Below are 23,580 nucleotides of genomic sequence, written 5' to 3'. Positions count from 1 at the left end.
AGTTCTTTGGTCGCTTTATCGGCTTTAGTAAGTTCGAAATAATCTAAGATGCCTTCTGGCAATAAAAAACTAATAAGGGTTTGTTCGGCTTGGTTCAAGGGAATGCGCAATTGTTATAGGATACAAAAGAAACAAATTATTCCTTTTCCCCCAACTTTTCCGCTTGATCCCTTTTCCGCTTGATCCAAAAATAGCGCATAAGAAATTGCATTATTCGACTTGATCCAAATTAAGAATTAAACGCTCTGCTACTTGAAAACTTTTGAAATAAATAGCCTGAAACAAAAAAAGCAGCTCTTTTCAGAACTGCTTTCAAAACTCGGGGTGGAAGATGGGGCTCGAACCCACGACCCTCGGCACCACAAACCGATGCTCTAACCGACTGAGCTACATCCACCGTATTTTTTGGTGTCACAAAGGTACGAGATTTAATATTACCTGCAAATAAATTTTAATGTTCAAGAGTAAAAAATATTTAATTCGCTATTTTTCAATGGATTTAATTTTTAGTGCCGGATTAAAAAAACATAAAATCTAGTATTTTAACACTAAAAACTTAGCTTTGCTCAGTTTATGATTGAGATTTATACAGACGGAGCAGCAAGCGGAAATCCAGGCCCAGGCGGATATGGAACCATATTAAGAGCTGGAAAGCATTATAAAGAACTGAGTGGTGGTTTCAGGATGACAACCAATAACCGCATGGAGCTGCTTGCCGTAATTAAGGGTTTAGAGGCTTTAAAAAGTTTAAATCAGGAAGTTACCGTATACTCCGATTCTAAATACGTAGTAGATGCAGTAGAGAAAAAATGGGTATTTGGCTGGCAAACCAAAAATTTTAAAGACAAAAAGAATAAAGATCTTTGGATGCGGTTTTTAGAATTGAATAAACTCCATAAAGTGAAGTTTATCTGGATAAAAGGTCACAACGACCATCCGGAGAATGAGCGTTGCGACCGTTTAGCTGTTGCAGCATCGCAAGACAAGCAAAACCTGGCCATTGATACTGTATTTGAAGTAGAACGCAGCAGAGCTAGTGCTTAATCTCTAGTCTATCCCGCCAACTACGCCCAAATCTTCCAATTTAGATTCAACCTTTTCTTCCACAGAAAGTGGTTTTTCGGTGTAGATAAGCATCATTTCTTCGGCTTTCTCTACCATATTTTTAGAGCCAATAAAAACAGGTACTCTTTGGTGAAGTTCGGCAGGATTAATATCTAAAATCCGGTCAAAACCTGTACTGGCTTTTCCACCAGCCTGCTCAATAATAAAGGCCATCGGATTGCATTCATAAAGTAATCTCAATTTACCATTAGGAGATCTGGAAGTAGTGGGATATATATAAATTCCTCCCTTAATAAGGTTTCGGTGAATATCTCCAACCATAGAACCAATATAACGTGATGTATAAGGTCGTTTAGTTGAAACATCCTCTACCTGACAATACTTGATGTATTTCTTCACACCATCCGGAAAATGAACGTAGTTACCCTCATTAACAGAATAAATGTAGCCTGTTTCAGGAATTTTCATTTGTGGATGAGATAAACAAAACTCACCAATTGATGGATCAAGGGTAAATCCGTTTACACCCTTGCCAGTCGTGTAAACCAACATCGTTGAAGAACCATAAATCACATACCCCGCAGCCACCTGTTCAGTACCTTTTTGAAGCACATCCTGCAAACTTGCCAATCCCTCTACAGATTTCCTGCGATAAATAGAAAATATAGTCCCTACAGCTACGTTCACATCAATATTGGAAGAACCATCCAAGGGATCGATACAAACAATATATTTGGCGTTTTGAGATACAGGAGATTCGATATGGATAATCTCGTCCTCTTCCTCAGTGGCAACGATACAACATTCTCCCCCACTGGTTAGTGCCGCAATAAATTGTTCATTGGCATAAACATCTAATTTCTTTTGTTCCTCACCCTGGATATTGGTGGTTCCAACATCTCCTAAAATATCAACTAACCCTGCTTTGTTTACTTCACGGTTAACGATTTTTGCGGCTATACCGATATCTCTCAGTAGCCTCGATAATTCTCCTTTGGCATAAGGAAAATCAGCCTGTTTTTCAATAATAAATTGTCCTAATGTTTTTACGCCACAAACCATACTTAGTGTACTTTTTACATTATCTACCTGATAACTCTATAACCTCTAAGGTATGAATATTTTCATCAGTAATGCAAAAACGAATCAGGGTTCTCACTTTGTGCCAGCCGTGTTTTCCGGCTGCACCGGGGTTTATATGCAAACATTTTATTTTTTCATCGAACATCACCTTCAATATATGAGAGTGTCCGGTAATGAATAATTTCGGAGGCTTAGTGTAAATTTCCGGCTTAACAAAATTAGAATATCTACCCGGATATCCACCAATATGAGTCATCCAAACATCTACCTTCTCACAGGTAAATCGATTTTGTTCAGGAAACTCTGCTCTGATCTCCTTATCATCTATGTTTCCATAAACGCCACGTAATGGTTTAAACGCGGCCAAAGGCGCTGCCACATTTGGACCAAAATCTCCTGCATGCCAAATCTCATCCACGCTTTCGAAATGCTTAAAAACAGCTTCATCTAAAAAACCGTGAGTATCTGAAATTAATCCAATTTTTTTCATTTTGTATAGTAATTTTTATTGCTCCTTTACAATAATTTAGACGATACCGTATTAGATGCAATCAAAATCTACACCTTAATCTACAGGCTTTATCCACACCCAATTCAATAAAAGAACGCATATAACAGCTAAAAACTATTATACCATATTATCATTGATATAAATGCACTAAAAAGCTAAAAAGAAATCCTTTAATAGCTGCTTATAAGCGGAAGTATACTCCTGAAAGGACTCATAAATATAAAAATTATGCTCTACCCGATCCTTCCCTTCCCTACCTAGAACTATAATCTGCCTGAACTCGGGTTTACTTTCGTCAGAATGAATATGAACTCGCTCCAACAGCGTTAGGTTTTCCGAAGCAGAAATACCAACAACTAAATCTGCTTGCTTAGGGGGGAGAATCAGCCAAAGCAGTCCATCTTCTGATAATAATCCTGCCGACTTAGCCACCAATGTCTCGAAAAAATCTAAATCCGCATGTCTGGCAATCCCCTTCCTCAGCTCTTCACTCTTTAAATCATTTAAAAAAAATGGAGGATTAGAAACAATCAAATCAAACTTTTTAGAAGTTACATATTCCTGTATAGCTACATGCCGACCAATTAAACGATCCTTAAAAGCAGATTTTTGAAAGTTATATCCGGCAGTTTCAGAAGCTTGGGCATCAATTTCAATGGCTTCAACCTGTGCATGCGGATATCGTTGAGCAAGCATTAGCGCAATCACTCCGGTACCAGTACCAATATCCAATATATTATGAGGATGGGGATGGCTAGCTTTCGCAGCCAGAAGCACACCGTCCGTATTAATCTTCATGGCACAGCCCTGCTGATCAACTTCAAATTGCTTAAACTTAAATATACTCATATAAATAAACCGATGCCTATTTTTTTCAAGAATCCTACTGAACTGACAGAAGATCTTCAAACTAATTCCTGGCTTATACTCCCAGGAAGTCAGCTTTTTTTTTTCAAAAATGCACAAATCATTGATTAAAGCATTTAATTTCTGAGAAACGCTCATTAAAAAATTGGGTTGCGAGTTGCGGGCTTTGGGTTACGGGTCTGGACGCTAGTCACGCTGAGTTCTCATCCTCATAACAAAATTATGCATCATGCTAACTCCCGTTGACACAGAAACTATCCTTACCTAAGCAGATCCTCCGGCCTAGCAGCATTTCGCCGGATAGGAGCATTAATGGGTTACGCGTTGCGAGCTCTCGGTTACAAGTCTGTGCACATAGCCACTCTGAGTTTTTCACACCCATGACACGTAACTAATAACCTATAACACAAATGTTACCGCAAACAGCATCCGGATGCTCCTAGCCAAGAAAGGATGCAAGCCTTGGGTTTATTCATTAGTACACATTGTTTTTAATAGTATTCATGAGCTCTGCCGATTCAAATCGGCATCGGTTTTGGGTACCTTTTTGCCAATAAAAAGGTACGAGCCCTTCCGGCGGCGAGGAAAAAGAAACTATTAAGTCGTAGCGAGACGCTACCAATGCTATTAAGTTAAGCAAAATGGGGTCAGTCTGAGCTTCCCAATGTGAAATCGGGACAAGTAATCGAAGGCCTTCTTAATAAGGATAAAACTGAAATGAATTGCCCTTCGACAGGCTCAGGATTGACAATACATTTTAGTTTTCTCCTTAAGTTAATAGCATTGGAGACGCTACAACTAGAAAAGGCACGAGAAAAAGAACCATCAACTTCCATCCTACCCCCTATTCCCCCCTCAACACTACTTCTCATACAACTCCAGCGGCAAACCATCAGGATCATTAAAAAATGTAAATCGCTTATCTGTAAACTCATCAATTCGAATGGGCTCCGTTACAATCCCATGCGCTTTTAACCGCTCAATCTCTAGCTCTATATCATCTACCTCAAACGCCAGGTGCCGTAAACCTTGCGCCTCCGGCCTTGAAGGCCTCGCCGGTGGGTTCTCGAATGAAAACAACTCGATTTGGTATAATCCGTTAACAGCTAAATCTAACTTATAAGATTTCCGCTCTGCGCGATAAACCTCAGCCAAAACGGTAAAACCTAACTTATCTACATAAAAAGACTTGGATTGTACGTAATCTGAACAAATTATGGCGATATGATGAATGCGATTGAACATATGTTATAAAATGATTGAATTACAGAAGGATTAAATTTTGAATGACCAATTAGCCAATGAACCATTAAACCAAAACACAAATCTGCATATTCTCTCCTTCAAAATCCATTCATTCAATCATTTTTAATTCCATCCATTAGTCATTTTACTTTATTCCTACATTCAAAATTCACTCATTCACTCAATATATATTTTCTTTCATTTAAAAACCCTAAATTTGCAGCTTCAAAAAAAAAGCATGATTCATTTCTTCCTTAGTCAATCAAAGGCGATTTTTGTTCTTCAAACAGAAAAAACGCTTTCCCAAACTGATATTACTAAACTTGAGTGGTTATTTGGCGGCGCCAAAATCAGCAACGAAACAGCATTAAAAGGCTTTTTTGTTGGCCCAAGAGCAGCCATGATTACACCCTGGAGTACCAATGCTGTAGAGATTACCCAAAATATGGATATTCAGGGCATCATCAGGATTGAGGAATTTGAAACCGTAGCTGAAGATTTTTCAGACTATGACCCAATGCTTTCACAAAAATACGATCTGTTAAACCAGGATATTTATACCATCAACATCAAGCCTGAGCCTATTTTAGAAATCACTGATATTGCTGCTTACAATAAACAAGAAGGATTATCTTTAAGTGACGACGAAGTAGAATATCTGGTATCACTAGCCAGTCGTTTAGGCAGATCGTTAACAGACTCTGAAGTGTTTGGGTTCTCTCAGGTAAATTCAGAACACTGCCGTCATAAAATCTTTAATGGTAAATTTGTTATCGATGGTGTAGAACAACCTACTTCACTGTTCAAATTAATCCGTAAAACATCAGAAGAAAACCTTAACGATATTGTTTCTGCCTACAAAGACAACGTGGCTTTTATTAAAGGCCCAGTAGTAGAGCAATTTGCACCAAAACGTGCAGATGAGCCAGATTTTTATACCACCAGCGATTTTGAATCTGTTATCTCTTTAAAAGCAGAAACACACAACTTCCCTACCACAGTAGAGCCGTTCAATGGAGCAGCTACAGGATCTGGAGGTGAAATCAGAGATAGGTTAGCCGGCGGACAAGGTTCTCTTCCTTTAGCTGGAACTGCAGTTTACATGACCGCACTTTCTCGTTTAGAAGAAAACCGCCTATGGGAAAAAGGAGTAGAAGAAAGAAAATGGTTATACCAAACCCCAATGGATATCCTCATCAAGGCATCAAATGGTGCTACAGATTTTGGAAATAAATTCGGACAACCACTTATTGCAGGATCTGTACTCACTTTCGAACACGAAGAAGAATCGCGCAAATTAGGTTTTGATAAAGTAATTATGCTTGCCGGAGGTATTGGGTACGGTAAAGCAAGTCAAGCTAAAAAACAAAAACCAACAACCGGCGACAACATCGTTGTATTAGGTGGTGAAAATTATAGAATTGGAATGGGTGGAGCTGCAGTATCATCTGCAGATACAGGTGCATTTGGATCGGGCATTGAACTTAATGCTATCCAACGCTCAAACCCTGAAATGCAAAAAAGAGCAGCCAACGCTGTTCGTGGATTAGTAGAAAGCGAAAACAACCCAATCGTTTCCATCCATGATCACGGGGCTGGTGGTCACTTAAACTGTTTGTCAGAATTAGTAGAAGAAACAGGCGGTAAAATTGATTTAGATAAACTTCCTGTTGGCGACCCTACCCTATCTGCTAAAGAAATTATCGGTAACGAATCTCAGGAAAGAATGGGCTTAGTGATTGGTAACGAACACTTAGAAACCCTTCAAAAAATTGCCGACCGTGAGCGCTCTCCAATGTATACCGTAGGTAAGGTTACCGGCGATCACCGTTTTACTTTCGAGTCGGCAACAACAGGTTTAAAACCTATGGATTTAGAGCTGAAAGACATGTTCGGAAGCTCTCCGAAAATCGTTATGGACGATAAAACCATTGCGCGCGAATACCAGCCTGTAACATATACCGCAGAAAAGTTAAACACCTACTTAGAGCAAGTACTTCAATTAGAAGCTGTTGCAGCGAAAGATTGGTTAACAAACAAAGTAGATAGATGTGTAGGTGGACGTGTTGCCAAACAACAATGCGCCGGCCCTCTTCAGTTACCTTTAAATAACTGTGGAGTGATGGCTTTAGATTTTAAAGGCAAGGAAGGTATTGCTACATCTATCGGCCATTCACCTTTAACCGCATTAATTGATCCTGCAGCAGGTAGCCGCAATGCAATTGCCGAATCACTTTCCAACTTAGTTTGGGCACCACTTAAAGATGGTTTAAAAAGCACTTCGCTTTCTGCCAACTGGATGTGGGCTTGCAAAAACGAAGGCGAAGATGCGCGTTTGTACGAAGCGGTTAAAGCTTGCTCAGATTTTGCAATTGAATTAGGAATCAATATCCCTACCGGAAAAGATTCGCTTTCCATGAAACAGAAATATGCAACTGGCGATGTAATTGCACCAGGAACGGTAATAATTTCTGCAGCAGGTAACTGTAACGATATCACCCAGGTAGTAGAGCCTGTTCTTCAAAAAGATGGTGGTGCCATTTATTACATTAATCTTTCAAACGATAGCTATAAATTAGGCGGCTCTTCATTCGCACAAATCCTCAATAAAATCGGTAATGAAACGCCTGATGTAAAAGATGCTGCTCAATTTGGTACAGCATTTAATACCATACAACAACTCATTAAAGCAGGTCAGATTCAAGCCGGACACGATATTGGTAGCGGTGGTTTAATTACAACCTTATTAGAGATGTGTTTTGCAGATCGCGATTTAGGTGCATCAGTAGAATTATCTTCATTAGCTGAGCAGGATATCATCAAATTACTCTTCGCAGAGAACATTGGTATTGTTTTCCAGGCAGATGCTGCCGTAGAAAGCACCTTGACTCAAGCTGGAATAACTTACCATAAAATCGGTTCAGTAACTTCATCAGCCAAGCTGGAAGTTAAAAATAATAATGATTCCTTCAACTTTGATGTAGATCACCTGCGTGATGTTTGGTTCAAAACTTCTTACCTTTTAGACGAAAGACAAACTGGAAACGGCTTGGCAAAAGAACGTTATGCCAACTATAAAAACCAGGTTTTAAAATACAATTTCCCTGCTCAGTTTGATGGCAGGAAACCAGTAATCGATGCAACTAAACCACGCCCTAAAGCAGCTATTATCCGCGAAAAAGGCAGTAACTCTGAGCGCGAATTGGCTAATGCAATGTATTTAGCTGGTTTCGATGTAAAAGATGTACACATGACCGACTTAATTACAGGCAGAGAAACTTTAGAAGACATTCAGTTTATAGGTGCTGTAGGTGGTTTCTCTAACTCTGATGTTTTAGGATCGGCAAAAGGCTGGGCAGGTGCATTTATGTACAATGAAAAAGCAAGAGTAGCACTCGAAAAATTCTTTGCACGCCCTGATACACTTTCTGTGGGTATTTGTAATGGTTGCCAGTTATTTATCGAATTGGGATTAATCAACAAAAATCACGCAGAAAAACCAAAAATGCTCCACAATAAAAGCGGTAAACACGAAAGTATCTTTACATCTTTAACGTTACAAGAGAACAACTCGGTAATGCTCTCTACACTAGCTGGCAGTACTTTAGGTGTTTGGGTATCACATGGTGAAGGCAGATTCCAATTGCCATACGCAGAAGATCAATATAAAATTGTAGCTAAATATGCCTACGAAAGCTATCCGGCCAGCCCGAATGGTTCTGATTACAACACTGCAATGATGTGCGATGAGTCTGGCCGTCACCTGGTAATGATGCCTCACATCGAGCGTTCATTATTTCAATGGCACTGGGCTAACTATCCAAAAGGCAGAACTGATGAAGTTTCTCCTTGGATGGAAGCTTTCGTCAATGCCAGAAAATGGATTGAAGAAAAAGCATAAAATATCATGTTTAATGGAAGATGGATCGTATACCCAAAAGTCCATCTTCCATAACATTAAATGAAAAACGGTTTAATGTAAAATGGAAACATATTCCCCAAAAATTTCATCTTCCATAATTCCATCTTACATCAAAAGGAAAATGGCTTAATGTAAAATGGAATCGTAATCTCCCAAAGTCCATCTTCCATAACCCCATCTTACATCAAATGGAAAACGGCTTAATGTAAAATGGAATCGTATTCCCCAAAAATTCCATCTTCTACAACTAAATCTTACATTAAACAGAGAAAAGGCTCAGCTGATTACCAATTGTGTAGAACGGGTTTATCTAAGCCTAACGCCCTGATAAATACCTCTTTTAGGGTATTCTTTTATATAGTCCCTACTCATATATTTGTCTATACCACGATAAGCAGGAATCAAAGGATATTATTTTTCCCTTGCTTTTCAGAAAATTTAAAGCAAAATTATATACAACCCAATATAATACATTATATACACCTCATCTGTCATCTAACACACGCCTCAAGCTTGAGTAAATGCTCAGGCTTTTTTTTTGCACAAAAAAGGGCTGAACCAAAGCCCAACCCTTTACCTAACCCACATTTCCAATTGAGAAGCGTTAAAACGTATTATTTTATTTTATGAAAGATTGATAAAGCTCATGTGAACGCTCCCCATCTTACTTCCCTCCATCTTACATCCATCAATCCCCCATCTTCCATCATACATCCCTCCATCTTCCATCCTTCCACCACCCCATCTTACATCTTACATCCCTCCATCTTCCATCCTTCCACCACCCCATCTTACATAAAATCCCCTTTCTCAACTACATCATGGTAAAGCTGATTGGCATATTATACCTCACCCTAACCGGGATTCCTTTATTCATGCCAGCTTTCCACAAGGGCGATTTCTTAATTACTTTAACAGCCTCTTCATCACAGCCATAACCAATTCCCTTTAACACCTTTACGTCGGTTATCGATCCATCTTTCTCCACTACAAAACTTAAAAAGACTTTACCCGATACATCATTTTCCTGTGCCATGCTTGGATATCTTAAATTACGTTGAATATATTTGGCCCAGGCTTTCATACCACCTTCAAATTCCGGATATACGTCTACTCCTGAGGGATCCAATATCACATTACCATCGCCACCTGTATCCGCATCTTTTCCTAAACCATTTCCGTCTCCGGCAGTGTTAGCATTATTTAAAACCAAATCGGGCTTAATCTCCCCCTCCTGAGTTTTATTACTCACAACAGCATCCTTAATATCAGCTATCGTTGGTGGAGCCTCCACTTCTTCTTTATCAACCACAACAATATTAGCAACCATCTTAACCGTTTTCACTTTTACCGGATCAGCTTTTGCGGGTTCTTTTTTCTCCTCTGGTTCATTTTTCTTCAGATCATGAATTTGGTCTGGCGTGGTAATTTCTGTTATCACGTGGTCTTCAATAATAACTTCCTTCGGAAAAATCTTACTATATATTAATGGAGAGAAGCAGAGCAATACAAATAAGCTCCCGGTTATTAAAAGCGAACGCGTCATAATACGCGAAGATTTAGATCTTAACTCATAAGCGCCATAATTTTTGTTGCGGTCTGCAAATACAAGATCGAGCCACTCGGTTTTGTACACATTGATTGATGAATTGAACATAGTTTCAGAGTTTTTAACGATGATGCCGCAAAAACGCCAATTCCATAAAACTTTAAAAAAATCTCAATTCTTTGCAAAAAATGAAATTTGGCACATGAAAAACATTTTTTTATTTCATTTTCAATAAAATTGATAGAAAAAACGGATTTGTTTTACAAAAATTAATAAAATATGCTATTTTTGACAAAAAACTTTATAAATTAATGAAAAGCTTAAGAACCATCGCATTAAAAGAGGCTCAAAACAGAATTTCACCAGAGGTAAAAGCACCATCGGCAAAAATATCTGACTTTTTTGGCGCTAATGTATTTGATAAGAGAAAAATGAGAGATTTCTTATCTAAGGACGTGTACGAAAAATTAATCTCGTCTATCAACCAAGGTGAGTTAATCAATTCTGATGACGCTAATCAAATTGCAACGGCTATGAAAGCTTGGGCAATGAGCGCTGGAGCAACACATTATACTCACTGGTTCCAACCATTAACTGGTACTACAGCAGAAAAACACGATGCTTTTTTCGAACCTAGTTCTGAAGGACCAATCGAAAAATTTGCTGGAAGTGCATTGGTACAACAAGAACCGGATGCTTCAAGTTTCCCTAACGGTGGTATTCGTAATACTTTCGAAGCACGTGGTTACACGGCTTGGGATCCTTCTTCTCCAGCATTCATCATGGAAAGCAAAGCTGGTAAAACACTTTGTATCCCAACAGTATTTGTATCTTACACAGGTGAAGCTTTAGATTACAAAGCACCTTTATTAAAAGCACTTGCTGCTTTAGACAAAGCGGCTACTGATGTTTGTCAATATTTCGACAAAGGCATCACTAAAGTAAACGCTTCTTTAGGTATCGAACAAGAATATTTCTTAGTAGACGAATCTTTATTCAATGCTCGCCCAGATTTAGCATTAACTGGCCGTGCTTTATTCGGACACATGTCTGCTAAAGGTCAACAATTAGAAGATCACTATTTCGGATCTATTCCTGAGCGCGTATTTACGTACATGGTAGATTTCGAAAACGAAGCTTTAAAATTAGGTATTCCTTTAAAAACGCGTCACAATGAGGTTGCACCTTCTCAATTTGAGTGTGCACCAATTTATGAAGAAATCAACTTAGCTATTGACCACAACCAATTGTTGATGGATTTAATGGAAAAAGTTGCCCGTCGTCATAACTTCCGCGTTTTATTACACGAGAAACCATATGCAGGCATCAACGGTTCTGGTAAGCACAACAACTGGTCAATCATCACTGATACTGGTAAAAACTTATTAGCACCAGGCAAAACGCCTAAAAACAACTTAATGTTCTTAACTTTCTTTGTAAATACAATCAAAGCGGTTAGCGAGCATGCAGATTTATTACGTGCAAGTATTGCATCAGTAAGCAACGATCACCGTTTAGGTGCAAACGAGGCTCCTCCTGCAATTATCTCTATCTTCTTAGGACAACAGTTAAACGAAGTATTAGATGAGATTGAGCACTCACGTATCAGCAAAAAAATTAAAGAAGATAATGCTTTATGGTTAGGTATCCCTAAAATCCCTCAGATTTTATTGGATAACACCGATCGTAACCGTACATCTCCTTTTGCTTTCACTGGTAACAAATTCGAATTAAGAGCAGTAGGTTCTTCTGCTAACTCTTCTGCTCCAATGACTATCTTGAATGCAATTGTTGCTGAGCAATTGACTAAATTCAAAGCTGAAGTTGATAAATTGATCAAAAAAGGTGATAAAAAAGATATCGCTTTATTAACAGTGATCAAAAAATACATCAAAGAATCTAAAGCTGTCCGTTTCGAAGGTAATGGTTATAGCCAGGAGTGGGAAGATGAAGCTGCAACACGTGGTTTATCTAACATCAAAACAACTCCTAAAGCCCTTGATGCTTATTTAACTGAAAAATCAGCTGAGTTATTCGCTGCTACTAACATCTACAGCAAACGTGAAATCCATGCACGTCATGAGATCATGTTAGAGAACTTCTACAAAAAATTACAGATCGAAGCTCGTGTTATGGGTGAAGTAGCCAATACAGCAATTATTCCTGCGGCTATTTCTTATCAAAATGCTTTAATCCAGAACGTTAAAGGATTAAAAGAACTTGGTATCGACAGTAAATCATCTTTAGAAATCGTTAAAAAACTATCTGAGCATTTAGATATCGTTAAAACGAATATCGATGCGATGTTAGAAGAACGTAAAGTAACAAACAAAATCGAAGACACTCGTGAGAAAGCAATTGCTTACGATGAGAAGGTTAAGTCTTACTTCGACACTATCCGTTACCATGCTGATAAATTAGAGCAAATCGTTGACGATAGCGTTTGGCCTTTACCAAAATTCAGAGAATTATTATTCTTGAAATAAGATAAGCCATCAGGCGAAAATAATTAGGGCGTAAGGTTTTACTTTACGCCCTTTTTTTATGCCATCCCCCTTTAATCATTCAATAATTCTATCATCCAGTCATTCTATCATTCAATCACCCAGTCATTCAATCATTCTATCATTCAATCCCCCCTCCACTGTCTTCCTGAGCCTGTCGAAGGACATTCAATCACCCTACAATACCTGAATTTATCCCAGGATCTTACTAAAGGTGCTGAAATAAATTCAGCAAGACGATCACGGATGGGATTTATCAATGACCCCCTCAAAATTCAGCAGGACGATTCTCGAGGAGATCTACTCAAAAATCCATTTCTAAATCCCGTCACCCTGTCCCGGAGCGAAGCGGAGAGCTACGAAGTAAATTTACCCCAGGATCTTACTAAAGATGCAGAAATGAATTCAGCAAGACGATTACGGATGGGATTTATTTAATGATCCTGCAAAATTCAGCAGGACGATTACGGATGAGATGTATTCAAGAGCCCTCTACATCAGTTGTAGATAAAGAAATTTCAGCTCCCGAGCAGACGATTTTTCACCCTCAAGACCATAGACTAACACTTCCTACTTTCCCTATAAAACCCTATCTTTGCGCCAACATGAGTGATAACAGGTACAATCAACGTGGCGTTTCGGCCTCTAAAGAAGATGTGCACAATGCCATCAAAAACATCGACAAAGGAATTTTCCCTAAAGCCTTTTGCAAAATTATTCCTGATATTTTAGGTGGTGATGAAACATATTGCAATATTATGCATGCCGATGGTGCAGGAACGAAATCTTCCCTGGCTTATGTTTATTGGAAAGAAACTGGCGACAGTTCAGTATGGAAGGGTATTGCTCAGGATGCGATCATCATGAATATTGATGATTTGATCTGCGTGGGTGCCACAGATCAGATTCTTTTATCTTCAACAATAGGACGTAATAAAAACCTGATCCCTGGAGAAGTTATTGCTGATATCATTAACGGCACCGAACAGATCTTAGCTGATTTACGTGAGCAAGGCATCTCTATTTATTCTACTGGTGGAGAAACTGCTGATGTAGGTGATTTAGTAAGAACCATCATTGTAGATTCTACAGTAACTTGCCGCTTAAAAAGAACTGATATTATTAGCAACGATAATATTAAACCTGGAGATGTAGTTGTAGGTTTAGCTTCTTTCGGACAAGCATCTTACGAATCGGAATACAACGGTGGTATGGGATCTAATGGATTAACTTCTGCCCGTCATGATGTATTTGATAAATCTGTTGCCAATGCCTATCCGGAAAGCTTCGACCCTGCAGTTCCTTTCGATCTGGTTTTCTCTGGTCACACCAAACTAACAGATGAAATTGAAGTAGAAGGATTTGGCAAAATTACCGCTGGAAAGCTGGTGCTTTCTCCAACTCGTACCTATGCCCCTGTAATTAAGAAAATATTAGCTCAATACCGCAGCCAAATTAACGGCATTGTACATTGCAGTGGTGGAGCGCAAACAAAAGTATTGCATTTTGTTAACGATGATATTCACGTCATTAAGAATAACCTCTTCCCTATTCCGCCGCTATTTAAACTCATTCAGGAACAATCTGGTACAGATTGGAAGGAAATGTACAAAGTGTTTAATATGGGCCATAGAATGGAGTTATACGTGCCGGAAAATATTGCACAGGCCATTATAGAAATTTCGAAGAGCTTTAATATAGATGCTCAGATTATTGGTCGTGTAGAAAAGGCTGATCAAAAGCAGGTAACCATTGAAAGTGAAAAAGGAACTTTTGTCTACAATTAAATAAAATTACAAATCGTACCAGCCCTCGCCGATCAATCGACGAGGGCTTTTTTTTTGTTGTCAACAATAAATTATGGTAAATTTTGTTTAAATTGATAATGCGTTCTCATTAAACCTTTTAGCAGAATAGCAGTCTATTTACTTATACAATTTGGCTATCTATCGGCACAGCTTTCGTTTTAGCATTTTAAGGTCTAATTTATATCATTAATATAATTTTTCTATCCTATGACAAAGGTATATATTCTTGGTGCCGGAAACCATGCAACTGAATTGTCAGAGTATATAGGAGCTACACCCAACTTTTCTATTGAAGGATATATTGTTAATGTGGAAGATCAAAATAACCATTCCAGATTTGAGCAGCAAACCCTGTTCATTGAAGATTTTCTAACCCAGGTTTCTCCATCAAATGATATTAAAATTATTTCTGGTTTCAGTGACCTGAAAAGAAAGCCATTTATTGAACTTCTTGAACAGAAAGGTTATCAGTTTATTAATGTCATTCACCCCCATAATTATATCAGTCCATCAATAACCATCGGAACAGGCAATTGCATTGCACCAAACTGTGTAATCAATACGAATGTAAGCATTGCCAACCATTGTATTATCAATGCCAACTGCTCCGTAAGCCATGATTGTGTAATTGAAAACTACGCTACAATTTCCCCTGGGGTTACCCTGGCGGGGAATGTCAGAATTGGCGAGAATGTCTTCATTGGTTCTGGTGCAACGATTATTCCTAACATTACCGTGGCGAGGGGCGCTTATATAGCCGCTGGAGCCTGCGTAACAAAAGATGTTCCTGCAGATGTAATGATAGCAGGAGTTCCCGCAAAGATTAAGAAGGATCTAATTCCCATGATCACCAATATATTTCGTTAGAGAAAATGTTTGATTAAATAGATCAAACATTAGCCACTTAGCTGGTGTTCTAGATTCATTAGCAATTTAACGGCTGTTTTAATGAAAAAGAATAACCAATTAGATCGATTTATCGAAGCTCAAAAAAATCAATATGCAATCGCTTTAACTGAAATACAGGCTGGCCAAAAGAAAGGCCATTGGATGTGGTATATTTTTCCGCAGATTAAGGGTTTGGCGCTTAGTGAAACTGCAAACTACTACGCCATTCAAAATGAGGAAGAAGCAGAAGACTATTTAGCACATCGTGTATTAGGGAGTAGATTAATCGAAATTTCCACTGCGCTACTCAATCTTCAGGGAAAAGATGTTGAATATATTTTTGGAAGTCCCGACGATTTAAAACTCAAATCTTGTATGACTTTATTTTCTATACTTCCCAATAGCGATCCGGTTTTTTTAGCTTTGCTTCAAAAATACTTCAATGGCAGCAAAGACCTCAAAACTCTTCGGATTTTAGATGAATTGGAAAACAATCCCGAAAAATGATCCGTTCATCAGAATTTAATTCGTTTTTAGTAACTAAGCAATTAATCAACTCATCTTCGTTCTCCATCCTTTTGATTGTCGGCCCTGAAAATTAAATAAAACACGAAAAAACCTGCCAAACAAAAGGCAATTCCTAAAATCAATTCAATTCTGTTGTTATCCATAGTGCTAAAAAATGAAAAAAGTAACCATTCTAATGATTACTTTCTATGTTATGCCTTACCTGAGTACGGCCAGTAGTTATTAACCAATAATATGTAATGTACATATACAAACGGGATATTTGTGTACTTTAGTGTTTAAATGAGAAATTAAATTTTACCTAACGCTGACATTCCGAATTTAATAACTTAAAACATCTGATTCTAGCAGTACATTATCTGCAATTAACCATCAATTTTAAAGCTTAATAACCTGGCTTTCATTGAGGTGCGACTGCCAAAAGCTGATCTTTGAATCGGCCCATTCACGAAAATCAGCATTCTTTAAACCTCGCGCCCCTATTGCCTTTACATGTAAACCGATCATTTCCTGATCACTATTTACCAACTGCTTAAGGAGAAATGATTTGAGTGCTAATCCCTTCAATTCAGAAAGCTGATTCATTAATTCAAATTGTTGGACGGTTAATGCTACTCCTGACAAAGAAAGACCAGCTAAATTGGTTTTCAATTTCAGTTCATTAATATAATTTTGTATGTTCTCTTTGCGTTTTTTACTCCACTGCACCAAGGCTGGGTCATCGGTAAGCGCTAATCTCTGATTTAAATTTTCCTGGAAAGCAAGTTCAGAAATCACCATCGACACAAATGTGGCATCTTCAATCTCGTAAGTTTGTAATCGATCTGACTTGCAGGAATAAAATAAAATAAGCATGATACTTACCAAACCTAGTTTCATTTTCTTCATGAGCATAGTTAATTATTTTGGTTACCTTTTTCAATTCGCCTCCTTAATGCTTCTTCTGCTTGCTTCACCTGATCTTTTTCGCAAAGCGGTTCATCAGTACGTAGCTCTCGCTCAGTAATTGATTTTTTAGCAGTAGCTTGATTACCTTTTTTTGCTTTTTTGACTGTTTTATTGACCATTACACATCCCCCCAATTAACTGAACAACATCAACGTAGAGAAAAGGTTTCTTTTAAATACAGTAAACTAATATAATCTTTATGGATTGATATTTTAACCATTGAGCAACACATGTATCCTATTTTGTGTCTCATTCTTAAGTTTGTATACAAATGGGTTCAACAGCTGACGGGATATTTATCAGCTTTTCCGTATAAATACCCTAAATCAAAAAATGACATATCTTTTTATCTGTCAAAATACTGTACTGTATACATTTTTAGTACTGAAAATGAACCAATTCCGGAAACTATCTGCGATTAATGTCTACTAAATTGGTATAGTGATTGTGCGTTCTAGTACACATCATCCTAACTAAAATATTATGACACAGCTTGAATTTAACCAACTGGTTAACAACCATTCCCTGTCGCTAAGAGCACATGCTTTAAATTTTACTAAAGACATTGAAGATGCAAATGACCTTGTGCAGGACACCATGCTCAAAGCTATTCGTTTCTATAAAAATTTTAAGGAGGGAACTAATTTTAAAGGTTGGCTATTTGTAATTATGAAAAACACTTTCATTAATAACTATAGAAAAGCCGCAAAAGAAAAGACATTGGTATCTCAGGAAGAAAACATATCTTCCAGTAACCTGATGTACAGTGCTGAGCGAAATACTTGCCTGAGTAAACTGGTCATCGACGATATCCAAAAGGCACTGGCTCATGTACCTGAAGTATACAGTATTCCCTTTATAAACTACTTTGAGGGCTACAAATACCATGAAATTGCAGATAAGCTTCAAATACCTTTAGGCACTGTTAAAACCAGGATTCACGTAGCCAGGGAAATGCTAAAAAAATATCTTAAAACGTATACTCAATACGCTGAGGTATTTTAATCGAAGACAGATTAATATCGTTTTTAACCAATAGCTATAGCTTAGCTATAATATTCTTATGTGGCTTATATGGTAAAAAACATAAGCATATAACCTTAACCATATTAAGAACCGGATATTCGGCTACATATCTAGTCACAAAACTTAAAGCTGTTATTTTAAGTTTGACTATACAAAAATAGGGAGCTCAAATGAGCTCCCTATTTTTAGTATTATATTTAACTGATTAACAAGTTAATTGAATAGATATCTTGCACCAATTTGGATTTGATATCTTGAAGCAAAGTTTGTATTATCTCTAAAAGTACTATTTGTTAAATTTTGATTAACAGTATACTTTGGTCTGCCTGTAGCAGCATCTCTTCCTTGGAATACCACAGGGGTGGTAAGGTTAGGAATTTTAGTTAATCCCCAATCTTTGTTGATTAAATTGCCAAAGTTGATGATATCCATACTCAACTGGAACCTGTTACCATTTTCCTTACCGAATAATGTACGAATTTCTTGCATAATTCTAACATCTACACGGTTTGCCCAAGGGTATTCAGCACCGTTTCTCTCACTATATTGACCTCTAATTGTACTTAAGTACTTATCCTGATTAATATACTGATCCAATCTTGCCCATTGCGAAGCAACAGATTCTGCATTTGATCCTGTAATAGCTTGTAATTGAATATCATTGATATCTTTCGGTACATACATCAAGTCATTTGAATTACCATCACCATTTACATCACCTGCTTGATAAGAGAATCTGGTGTTTCCGAAAGTATCACCATAAGGAGCACCTTCATATATAAAACCTAAAGATGTTGTTGAATGAGGAATTATCTTGAAGTTAAAGTTAACTGATGCGATAATACGATTTTTAACAACAAAGCTGCTGTAAGCTAAAGTTGGAACATTTGGATCACCAACAATTGGATTTCCTGAATATGCCGAATTAGCTTGAGAACCTGGATTAGATGTTATATCTCTTGCATCACTTCTAGTATAGGCTACCATTACATCAGCAAATGTTCCAAATTTCTTTTGCAATTGAGCAGTTACATTGTAAGCATAACCTTGATTCGTGTTATCTAAAACAATTGCATTAGTCAAAAATGAATTCACTCTGTTAGGAGCTGCACTTGCATTAGCTGATGCTGTTACACCTGGGAAATAAGGTCTTGTATCTCCACTACCTGAATAATTTCCAGCTGGATTAACAAGGTTAGCATTTCTGTGATAGATCTCGTTAATTGATTTGGTATACATACCTTCAATTGTAGCTAAAATTCCTCCTGGCAATTTATAATCAAAAGCTAAACTAGATCTCCATACTTGAGGTAGCTTGAAGTTTGGAGCAGTTAGGTTGATTGCAAACGTTGAAGGAATATTTACGTTAGAAGGAATATAAGCTGAAGGGTTAGGATTGAATGGACGATTTGTTGGATTAGTTAACAAATCAGATCCAAACATTAACCCAGTATTACCTGCTTGATTGGTTAACCACACACCTGTTGAAGCACCTGTAAAAATTCCAGAACCTCCACGAATGATTAATTTAGAGTCACTCATCACATCCCAGTTAAATCCAAATCTAGGAGAGAACAAAATCTGAGTTTTCGGTAACTGACCAACATCTAGTTTTTCACCATCTCTAAAGGTAGCCGCGGTTACTTTTGGATTAGATGGAATGTCTGCTGTATAAATTGGCAAGTCAAGTCTTAAGCCGTATGACAATTTAAAATTAGGTTTTACATACCATTCGTCCTGTGCATAAAATGCTACTGGCATTTGACTGAAAATAGCATAAGGTGAAGGATTTGAAGCATCAGCAGAATAAGTTAACTGATACTGTAATGGAACGATTGAAGTATTGCCGTTAGCAGCAGCGATAAAATCAGATAAGCTTCTATATCTAAACTGACCACTGTAAAACTGAGCGAAAGCATTAGCGAACTTTTGGTATCCCAATGTACCACCCAAAGTAATGGTATGATTACCGGCAAAAATATTAAAATTTTCATTTAAAGTATAAATATCTTGGTTTAGTCTGTTTAGACCACTAAATGGCTCAGCACCTAATGAAATATAATTATTTCCGCTTCCATCCTCAATATCTACAAGTGGAAATGCTCCTCCGCTTTGTTGTCTATAATCACGGAAAGCAGAATAAACTAACTGCAAGTTATTTGCGAATCTATTTCCAAATCTGGAGTTTAATTCTGCAGTGATTGAATTTAAATTATTGTACTGCTTATATCTTAAGTTTGAGAAAATCATCGATTGTGTACTTGGCCCTCTACCATTACGAGAACCAGAACCACTCGGCGCCTTATCATCAAAAGAGTTTAAGTAGTTATATCTTACCGTTAATCTATGCTGATCATTAATATTCCAATCTAATCTAGCGGTGATATTGTTAGCTTCGGTTTGATTACTGTAGCCATCAATTTCACCTGCATCATAACCAAATCTAGATTGTACCAGATCTTTAACTGTTAACATATCAGCGTAGGTTACTCTTGAGGTACTAGCATTTTTTGGGCCACCCCTATCAACTTGTAAAGTAGTTGCGGGAGCAACTCTTCTGCTGATCTCTCCGTTTACAAAGAAAAATAATTTATTCTTAACGATTGGACCACCTAATCTGAAACCAAATTGTTTATTTGCAAAAGCATCACCAGGACCTTTTGTCAATTTAGTATCCCCTACTTCATAACCTTGAAGATTTTGGTTTTTATAATAGGTATAAATTGAGCCTGAGTACTTGTTTGTTCCAGATTTAGTAACCGCATTTACACCTGCACCAGTAAATCCACTTTGTTTTACATCATAAGGTGCGAGGTTAATCTGCAACTCGTCTAATGCATCAAGTGTAAATGGTTGCGCTCCTGTCTGTCCACCAGGTAAAGAAGACAAACCGAACACATTATTTAATTGTGCTCCGTCTAAAGTCAATGAGTTAAACAATGCATTTCTTCCTGCAAAAGAAAACCCGTTTCCGGCAGAACTTGATTGCGGAGTTAATCTCGTCAAATCAGTTACACTACGAGAAATGGCAGGTAGTTCTTCGATTTGCTTACGAGAAATAGCCGTTGCTAAACCTGTTTTTGATTTACTAGCTGATGCAGTTCCTTTAATTACAACATCACTTAATAGCTGAGAATTATCGTTAAGAACGATGTTTAATACAGTAGCGTCTCCTAATTTCAAGTAAACATCATTGATCTTTTCAGGAGAGTATCCCACAAATGAAATTTCAACTGTATAAGGGCCACCTACACGAGCATTAGCAATCGTAAAACGACCGTCATTGTTAGCCGAGGCGGTGTAAACACTACCCGATGGGGTGTGCGTAGCCTTAACACTAGCGCCAGGCAATACGCCTTTTCCGTCCTTAATTGTTCCTGTCATAGACGAAGTAGTTACCTGCGCATTAACACCCGCAGTAATACCTACTAAAGCTACAATAACAAGAAATAATCTTAAAAGTAAAGATTTCTTCATACTTTGTTTTTTAATTGTTTTTTTGTTGTTGAATAATAATCTAGTGATTTTATCGCTGCAAATGTACCCATAAAAATTTAACACATTTTAACATCCAATATTAAATTACTGTTAAGCCGAGTAAAACTTTTCCACATTTAACACCTTTAGGTTAATGTGATAACCCACACTTTACCAACAACTTGCCTACATCGATTTGAATTAGGCAATCATCTGAGTAAAAAAATACTATTTTAATAAAAAAGACAGGCGTTCTCTTATTAATCTTACAATTCATTAGTAAATGATTCATTTAAATGTCATAAAATCAGATATAAACATTGATGACGATTTATAGTGTAAAAATTAAATTTGTTTTTGGCTTTTTGCAACAGCAAAAGATACACCCTGCGGTATTTTATAAAAAATATGATTTGTTCTACTCCTGAAATAAGCTTTTTTTTAAGTTAAATACTTATGATTTGTAAATTTTGGTGGAATAAATCAGTATAGTTTAGATTATCTAACTGAATTAACATTTTTTTTTTAGTTTTGGCAATTGTAATGGGCTCGGTGCCCGAACAATTTTGTAATGCCTATATTGAAAAGTGGCGGCGAGATAAATCTGTTAAAACAGAGACTTCTTCACCCGAAGGTTACAGGAAACACAAAACAATTAAAAGCAAATTTCTTTAAATAGATATGAATTACGACGTTATTGTTTTAGGCAGCGGCCCTGGAGGTTATGTAGCTGCGATCAGAGCTTCACAATTGGGTTTAAAAACTGCAATTGTAGAGCGCGAATCTTTAGGCGGTATTTGTTTAAACTGGGGATGTATCCCTACTAAGGCACTATTAAAAAGCGCTCAGGTTTTTGAATACATCAACCATGCTGCAGATTACGGTATTACTACTGCAGAAGCTACTGCTGATTTCGCAGCTGTTGTAAAACGTAGCCGTGGTGTTGCTGATGGTATGAGTAAAGGCGTTCAATTCTTGATGAAAAAGAACAAGATTGAGGTTATTATGGGTACCGGAAAAGTAAAACCGGGTAACAAACTAGAAGTTAAAGGTGCTGACGGTTCTACTAAAGAATTATCTGCCAAAAATATTATTATAGCCACTGGTGCGCGTTCTAGAGAGCTTCCTAACCTAAAGCAGGACGGTAAAAAAATTATCGGTTACCGCCAGGCCATGGTACTTCCTGAATTACCAAAAAGTATGGTAGTAGTAGGTTCTGGTGCTATTGGTGTGGAATTTGCGTATTTTTACGCAACTATGGGCAGTAAAGTAACCATTGTTGAATTTATGGAGAACGTTGTTCCTGTAGAAGATGAAGACGTTTCTAAGCAATTGTTACGCAGCTTGAAAAAAGTTGGTATTGATGTAATGACTTCTGCTAGTGTTGAATCTGTTGACACGAGCGGTGCTGGCTGCAAAGTTTCAGTAAAAACAGCTTCAGGCATGCAAACTATCGAAGCTGACATCGTACTTTCTGCAGCAGGAATTGTAGCCAACATCGAAAACATTGGTTTAGAAGAGGTTGGAATCAAAACAGATAAGGGTAAAATCGTTACTGACGAATTCTATAACACTTCGGTTAAAGGATACTACGCAATCGGGGATGTTGTTGGTGGACAAGCCTTAGCTCACGTAGCATCTGCTGAAGGTATTATCTGTGTAGAGAAAATTGCTGGTCAGCATGTAGAGCCTTTAGATTATAACAATATTCCGGGATGTACTTATTGTACTCCTGAAATCGCATCTGTTGGTTACACTGAAAAAGCAGCAAAAGCAGCTGGATACGAATTGAAAATTGGTAAATTCCCATTCTCTGCCTCAGGTAAAGCTAGCGCTGCAGGTGCTAAAGACGGTTTCGTAAAATTGATCTTCGATGCTAAATACGGCGAATTATTAGGTGCACACATGATTGGTGCTAATGTAACAGAAATGATTGCTGAAATTGTAGTAGCCCGTAAATTGGAAACTACTGGTCATGAAATGATCAAATCTGTTCACCCACACCCTACCATGAGTGAAGCCATTATGGAAGCTGCCGCTGATGCTTACGGAGAAGTGATCCATTTGTAAACAGAAAAACCAAAGCCGAAAGCAGAAAGCTAAAAATCAAAGCTGAATGCAGCAAAGCTGATATAATTTATAAAACCCTTTAGCTAATG

Annotated in this window: 16 protein-coding genes and 1 tRNA gene; 8 read left to right on the top strand and 9 right to left on the bottom strand. The window is 37.6% G+C overall.

Features of this window, described 5'->3' with window-relative positions; all coding sequences use genetic code 11:
- Window positions 1–322: 322 nt before the first annotated feature.
- A tRNA-His gene (locus tag BMX11_RS21660) sits at window positions 323–398 on the bottom strand.
- Between the two features lie 175 nt (window positions 399–573).
- Between BMX11_RS21660 and rnhA the strand changes: the two genes are divergently transcribed.
- Window positions 574–1,044: a ribonuclease HI gene (rnhA, locus tag BMX11_RS21655; RefSeq protein ID WP_090888798.1), complete on the top strand. Its 471-nt coding sequence runs from the start codon at window positions 574–576 to the stop codon at window positions 1,042–1,044.
- A gap of 3 nt (window positions 1,045–1,047) precedes the next feature.
- On the opposite strand, the gene fbp is transcribed toward rnhA, so the two are convergent.
- The 4 genes from fbp to gloA2 all read right to left on the bottom strand — a co-directional run bounded on the left by fbp (window position 1,048) and on the right by gloA2 (window position 4,771).
- A complete protein-coding gene (gene fbp, locus BMX11_RS21650) occupies window positions 1,048–2,127 on the bottom strand; it encodes a class 1 fructose-bisphosphatase (RefSeq protein WP_090888795.1) in 1,080 nt (359 codons plus the stop codon).
- A 19-nt stretch (window positions 2,128–2,146) separates the two neighbouring features.
- Window positions 2,147–2,638, bottom strand: a complete 492-nt coding sequence (locus tag BMX11_RS21645; protein WP_090888792.1) for a metallophosphoesterase family protein — start codon at window positions 2,636–2,638, stop codon at window positions 2,147–2,149.
- 168 nt (window positions 2,639–2,806) lie between these two features.
- The gene (locus BMX11_RS21640) at window positions 2,807–3,508 is read right to left on the bottom strand and encodes a tRNA1(Val) (adenine(37)-N6)-methyltransferase (RefSeq protein WP_090888801.1); all 702 of its coding nucleotides are present in this window, start codon (window positions 3,506–3,508) and stop codon (window positions 2,807–2,809) included.
- A gap of 879 nt (window positions 3,509–4,387) precedes the next feature.
- Complete coding sequence (gene gloA2 / locus BMX11_RS21635; protein WP_090888789.1) at window positions 4,388–4,771, bottom strand: SMU1112c/YaeR family gloxylase I-like metalloprotein; 384 nt, start codon at window positions 4,769–4,771, stop codon at window positions 4,388–4,390.
- 190 nt (window positions 4,772–4,961) lie between these two features.
- On the opposite strand from gloA2, the gene purL reads away from it, so the two are divergent.
- Entirely contained in the window at window positions 4,962–8,672 is a 3,711-nt protein-coding gene (gene purL, locus BMX11_RS21630) for a phosphoribosylformylglycinamidine synthase (protein WP_262502426.1), read from the top strand.
- 835 nt (window positions 8,673–9,507) lie between these two features.
- Here the strand turns inward: purL and BMX11_RS21625 are convergent.
- Window positions 9,508–10,350: an energy transducer TonB gene (locus BMX11_RS21625; RefSeq protein ID WP_090888784.1), complete on the bottom strand. Its 843-nt coding sequence runs from the start codon at window positions 10,348–10,350 to the stop codon at window positions 9,508–9,510.
- A gap of 203 nt (window positions 10,351–10,553) precedes the next feature.
- On the opposite strand from BMX11_RS21625, the gene BMX11_RS21620 reads away from it, so the two are divergent.
- From BMX11_RS21620 to BMX11_RS21600, 4 genes are all read left to right on the top strand, one after another.
- Complete coding sequence (locus BMX11_RS21620; RefSeq protein WP_090888781.1) at window positions 10,554–12,728, top strand: glutamine synthetase III family protein; 2,175 nt, start codon at window positions 10,554–10,556, stop codon at window positions 12,726–12,728.
- Between the two features lie 623 nt (window positions 12,729–13,351).
- Window positions 13,352–14,533: an AIR synthase related protein gene (locus BMX11_RS21610; protein WP_090888775.1), complete on the top strand. Its 1,182-nt coding sequence runs from the start codon at window positions 13,352–13,354 to the stop codon at window positions 14,531–14,533.
- 228 nt (window positions 14,534–14,761) lie between these two features.
- Window positions 14,762–15,421 (top strand): acetyltransferase, encoded by a 660-nt coding sequence (locus BMX11_RS21605; protein WP_090888773.1) that lies wholly within the window; start codon window positions 14,762–14,764, stop codon window positions 15,419–15,421.
- Window positions 15,422–15,502: 81 nt separating this feature from the next.
- Entirely contained in the window at window positions 15,503–15,949 is a 447-nt protein-coding gene (locus BMX11_RS21600) for a DUF1810 domain-containing protein (protein WP_090888769.1), read from the top strand.
- Between the two features lie 399 nt (window positions 15,950–16,348).
- Here BMX11_RS21600 and BMX11_RS21595 read toward each other — a convergent pair whose 3' ends face one another.
- Together BMX11_RS21595 and BMX11_RS24445 are read right to left on the bottom strand one after the other, a co-directional pair.
- Window positions 16,349–16,858 (bottom strand): hypothetical protein, encoded by a 510-nt coding sequence (locus BMX11_RS21595; protein WP_139180250.1) that lies wholly within the window; start codon window positions 16,856–16,858, stop codon window positions 16,349–16,351.
- 8 nt (window positions 16,859–16,866) lie between these two features.
- Entirely contained in the window at window positions 16,867–17,037 is a 171-nt protein-coding gene (locus BMX11_RS24445) for a hypothetical protein (RefSeq protein ID WP_175474639.1), read from the bottom strand.
- Between the two features lie 364 nt (window positions 17,038–17,401).
- Between BMX11_RS24445 and BMX11_RS21590 the strand changes: the two genes are divergently transcribed.
- Entirely contained in the window at window positions 17,402–17,923 is a 522-nt protein-coding gene (locus BMX11_RS21590) for an RNA polymerase sigma factor (protein WP_090888763.1), read from the top strand.
- A 234-nt stretch (window positions 17,924–18,157) separates the two neighbouring features.
- Here the strand turns inward: BMX11_RS21590 and BMX11_RS21585 are convergent, their stop codons facing one another.
- Complete coding sequence (locus BMX11_RS21585) at window positions 18,158–21,505, bottom strand: TonB-dependent receptor (RefSeq protein ID WP_090888760.1); 3,348 nt, start codon at window positions 21,503–21,505, stop codon at window positions 18,158–18,160.
- Window positions 21,506–22,102: 597 nt separating this feature from the next.
- Between BMX11_RS21585 and lpdA the strand changes: the two genes are divergently transcribed.
- Complete coding sequence (lpdA, locus tag BMX11_RS21580) at window positions 22,103–23,491, top strand: dihydrolipoyl dehydrogenase (RefSeq protein WP_090888756.1); 1,389 nt, start codon at window positions 22,103–22,105, stop codon at window positions 23,489–23,491.
- Window positions 23,492–23,580 lie beyond the last annotated feature (89 nt).

It is taken from the genome of Pedobacter rhizosphaerae (genome assembly GCF_900111155.1).
In the GTDB taxonomy this organism is placed as follows: Bacteria; Bacteroidota; Bacteroidia; order Sphingobacteriales; family Sphingobacteriaceae; genus Pedobacter; species Pedobacter rhizosphaerae.
Note: the sequence above shows the minus strand (reverse complement) of the source record. Positions and strands in the feature narration are given on the sequence as shown.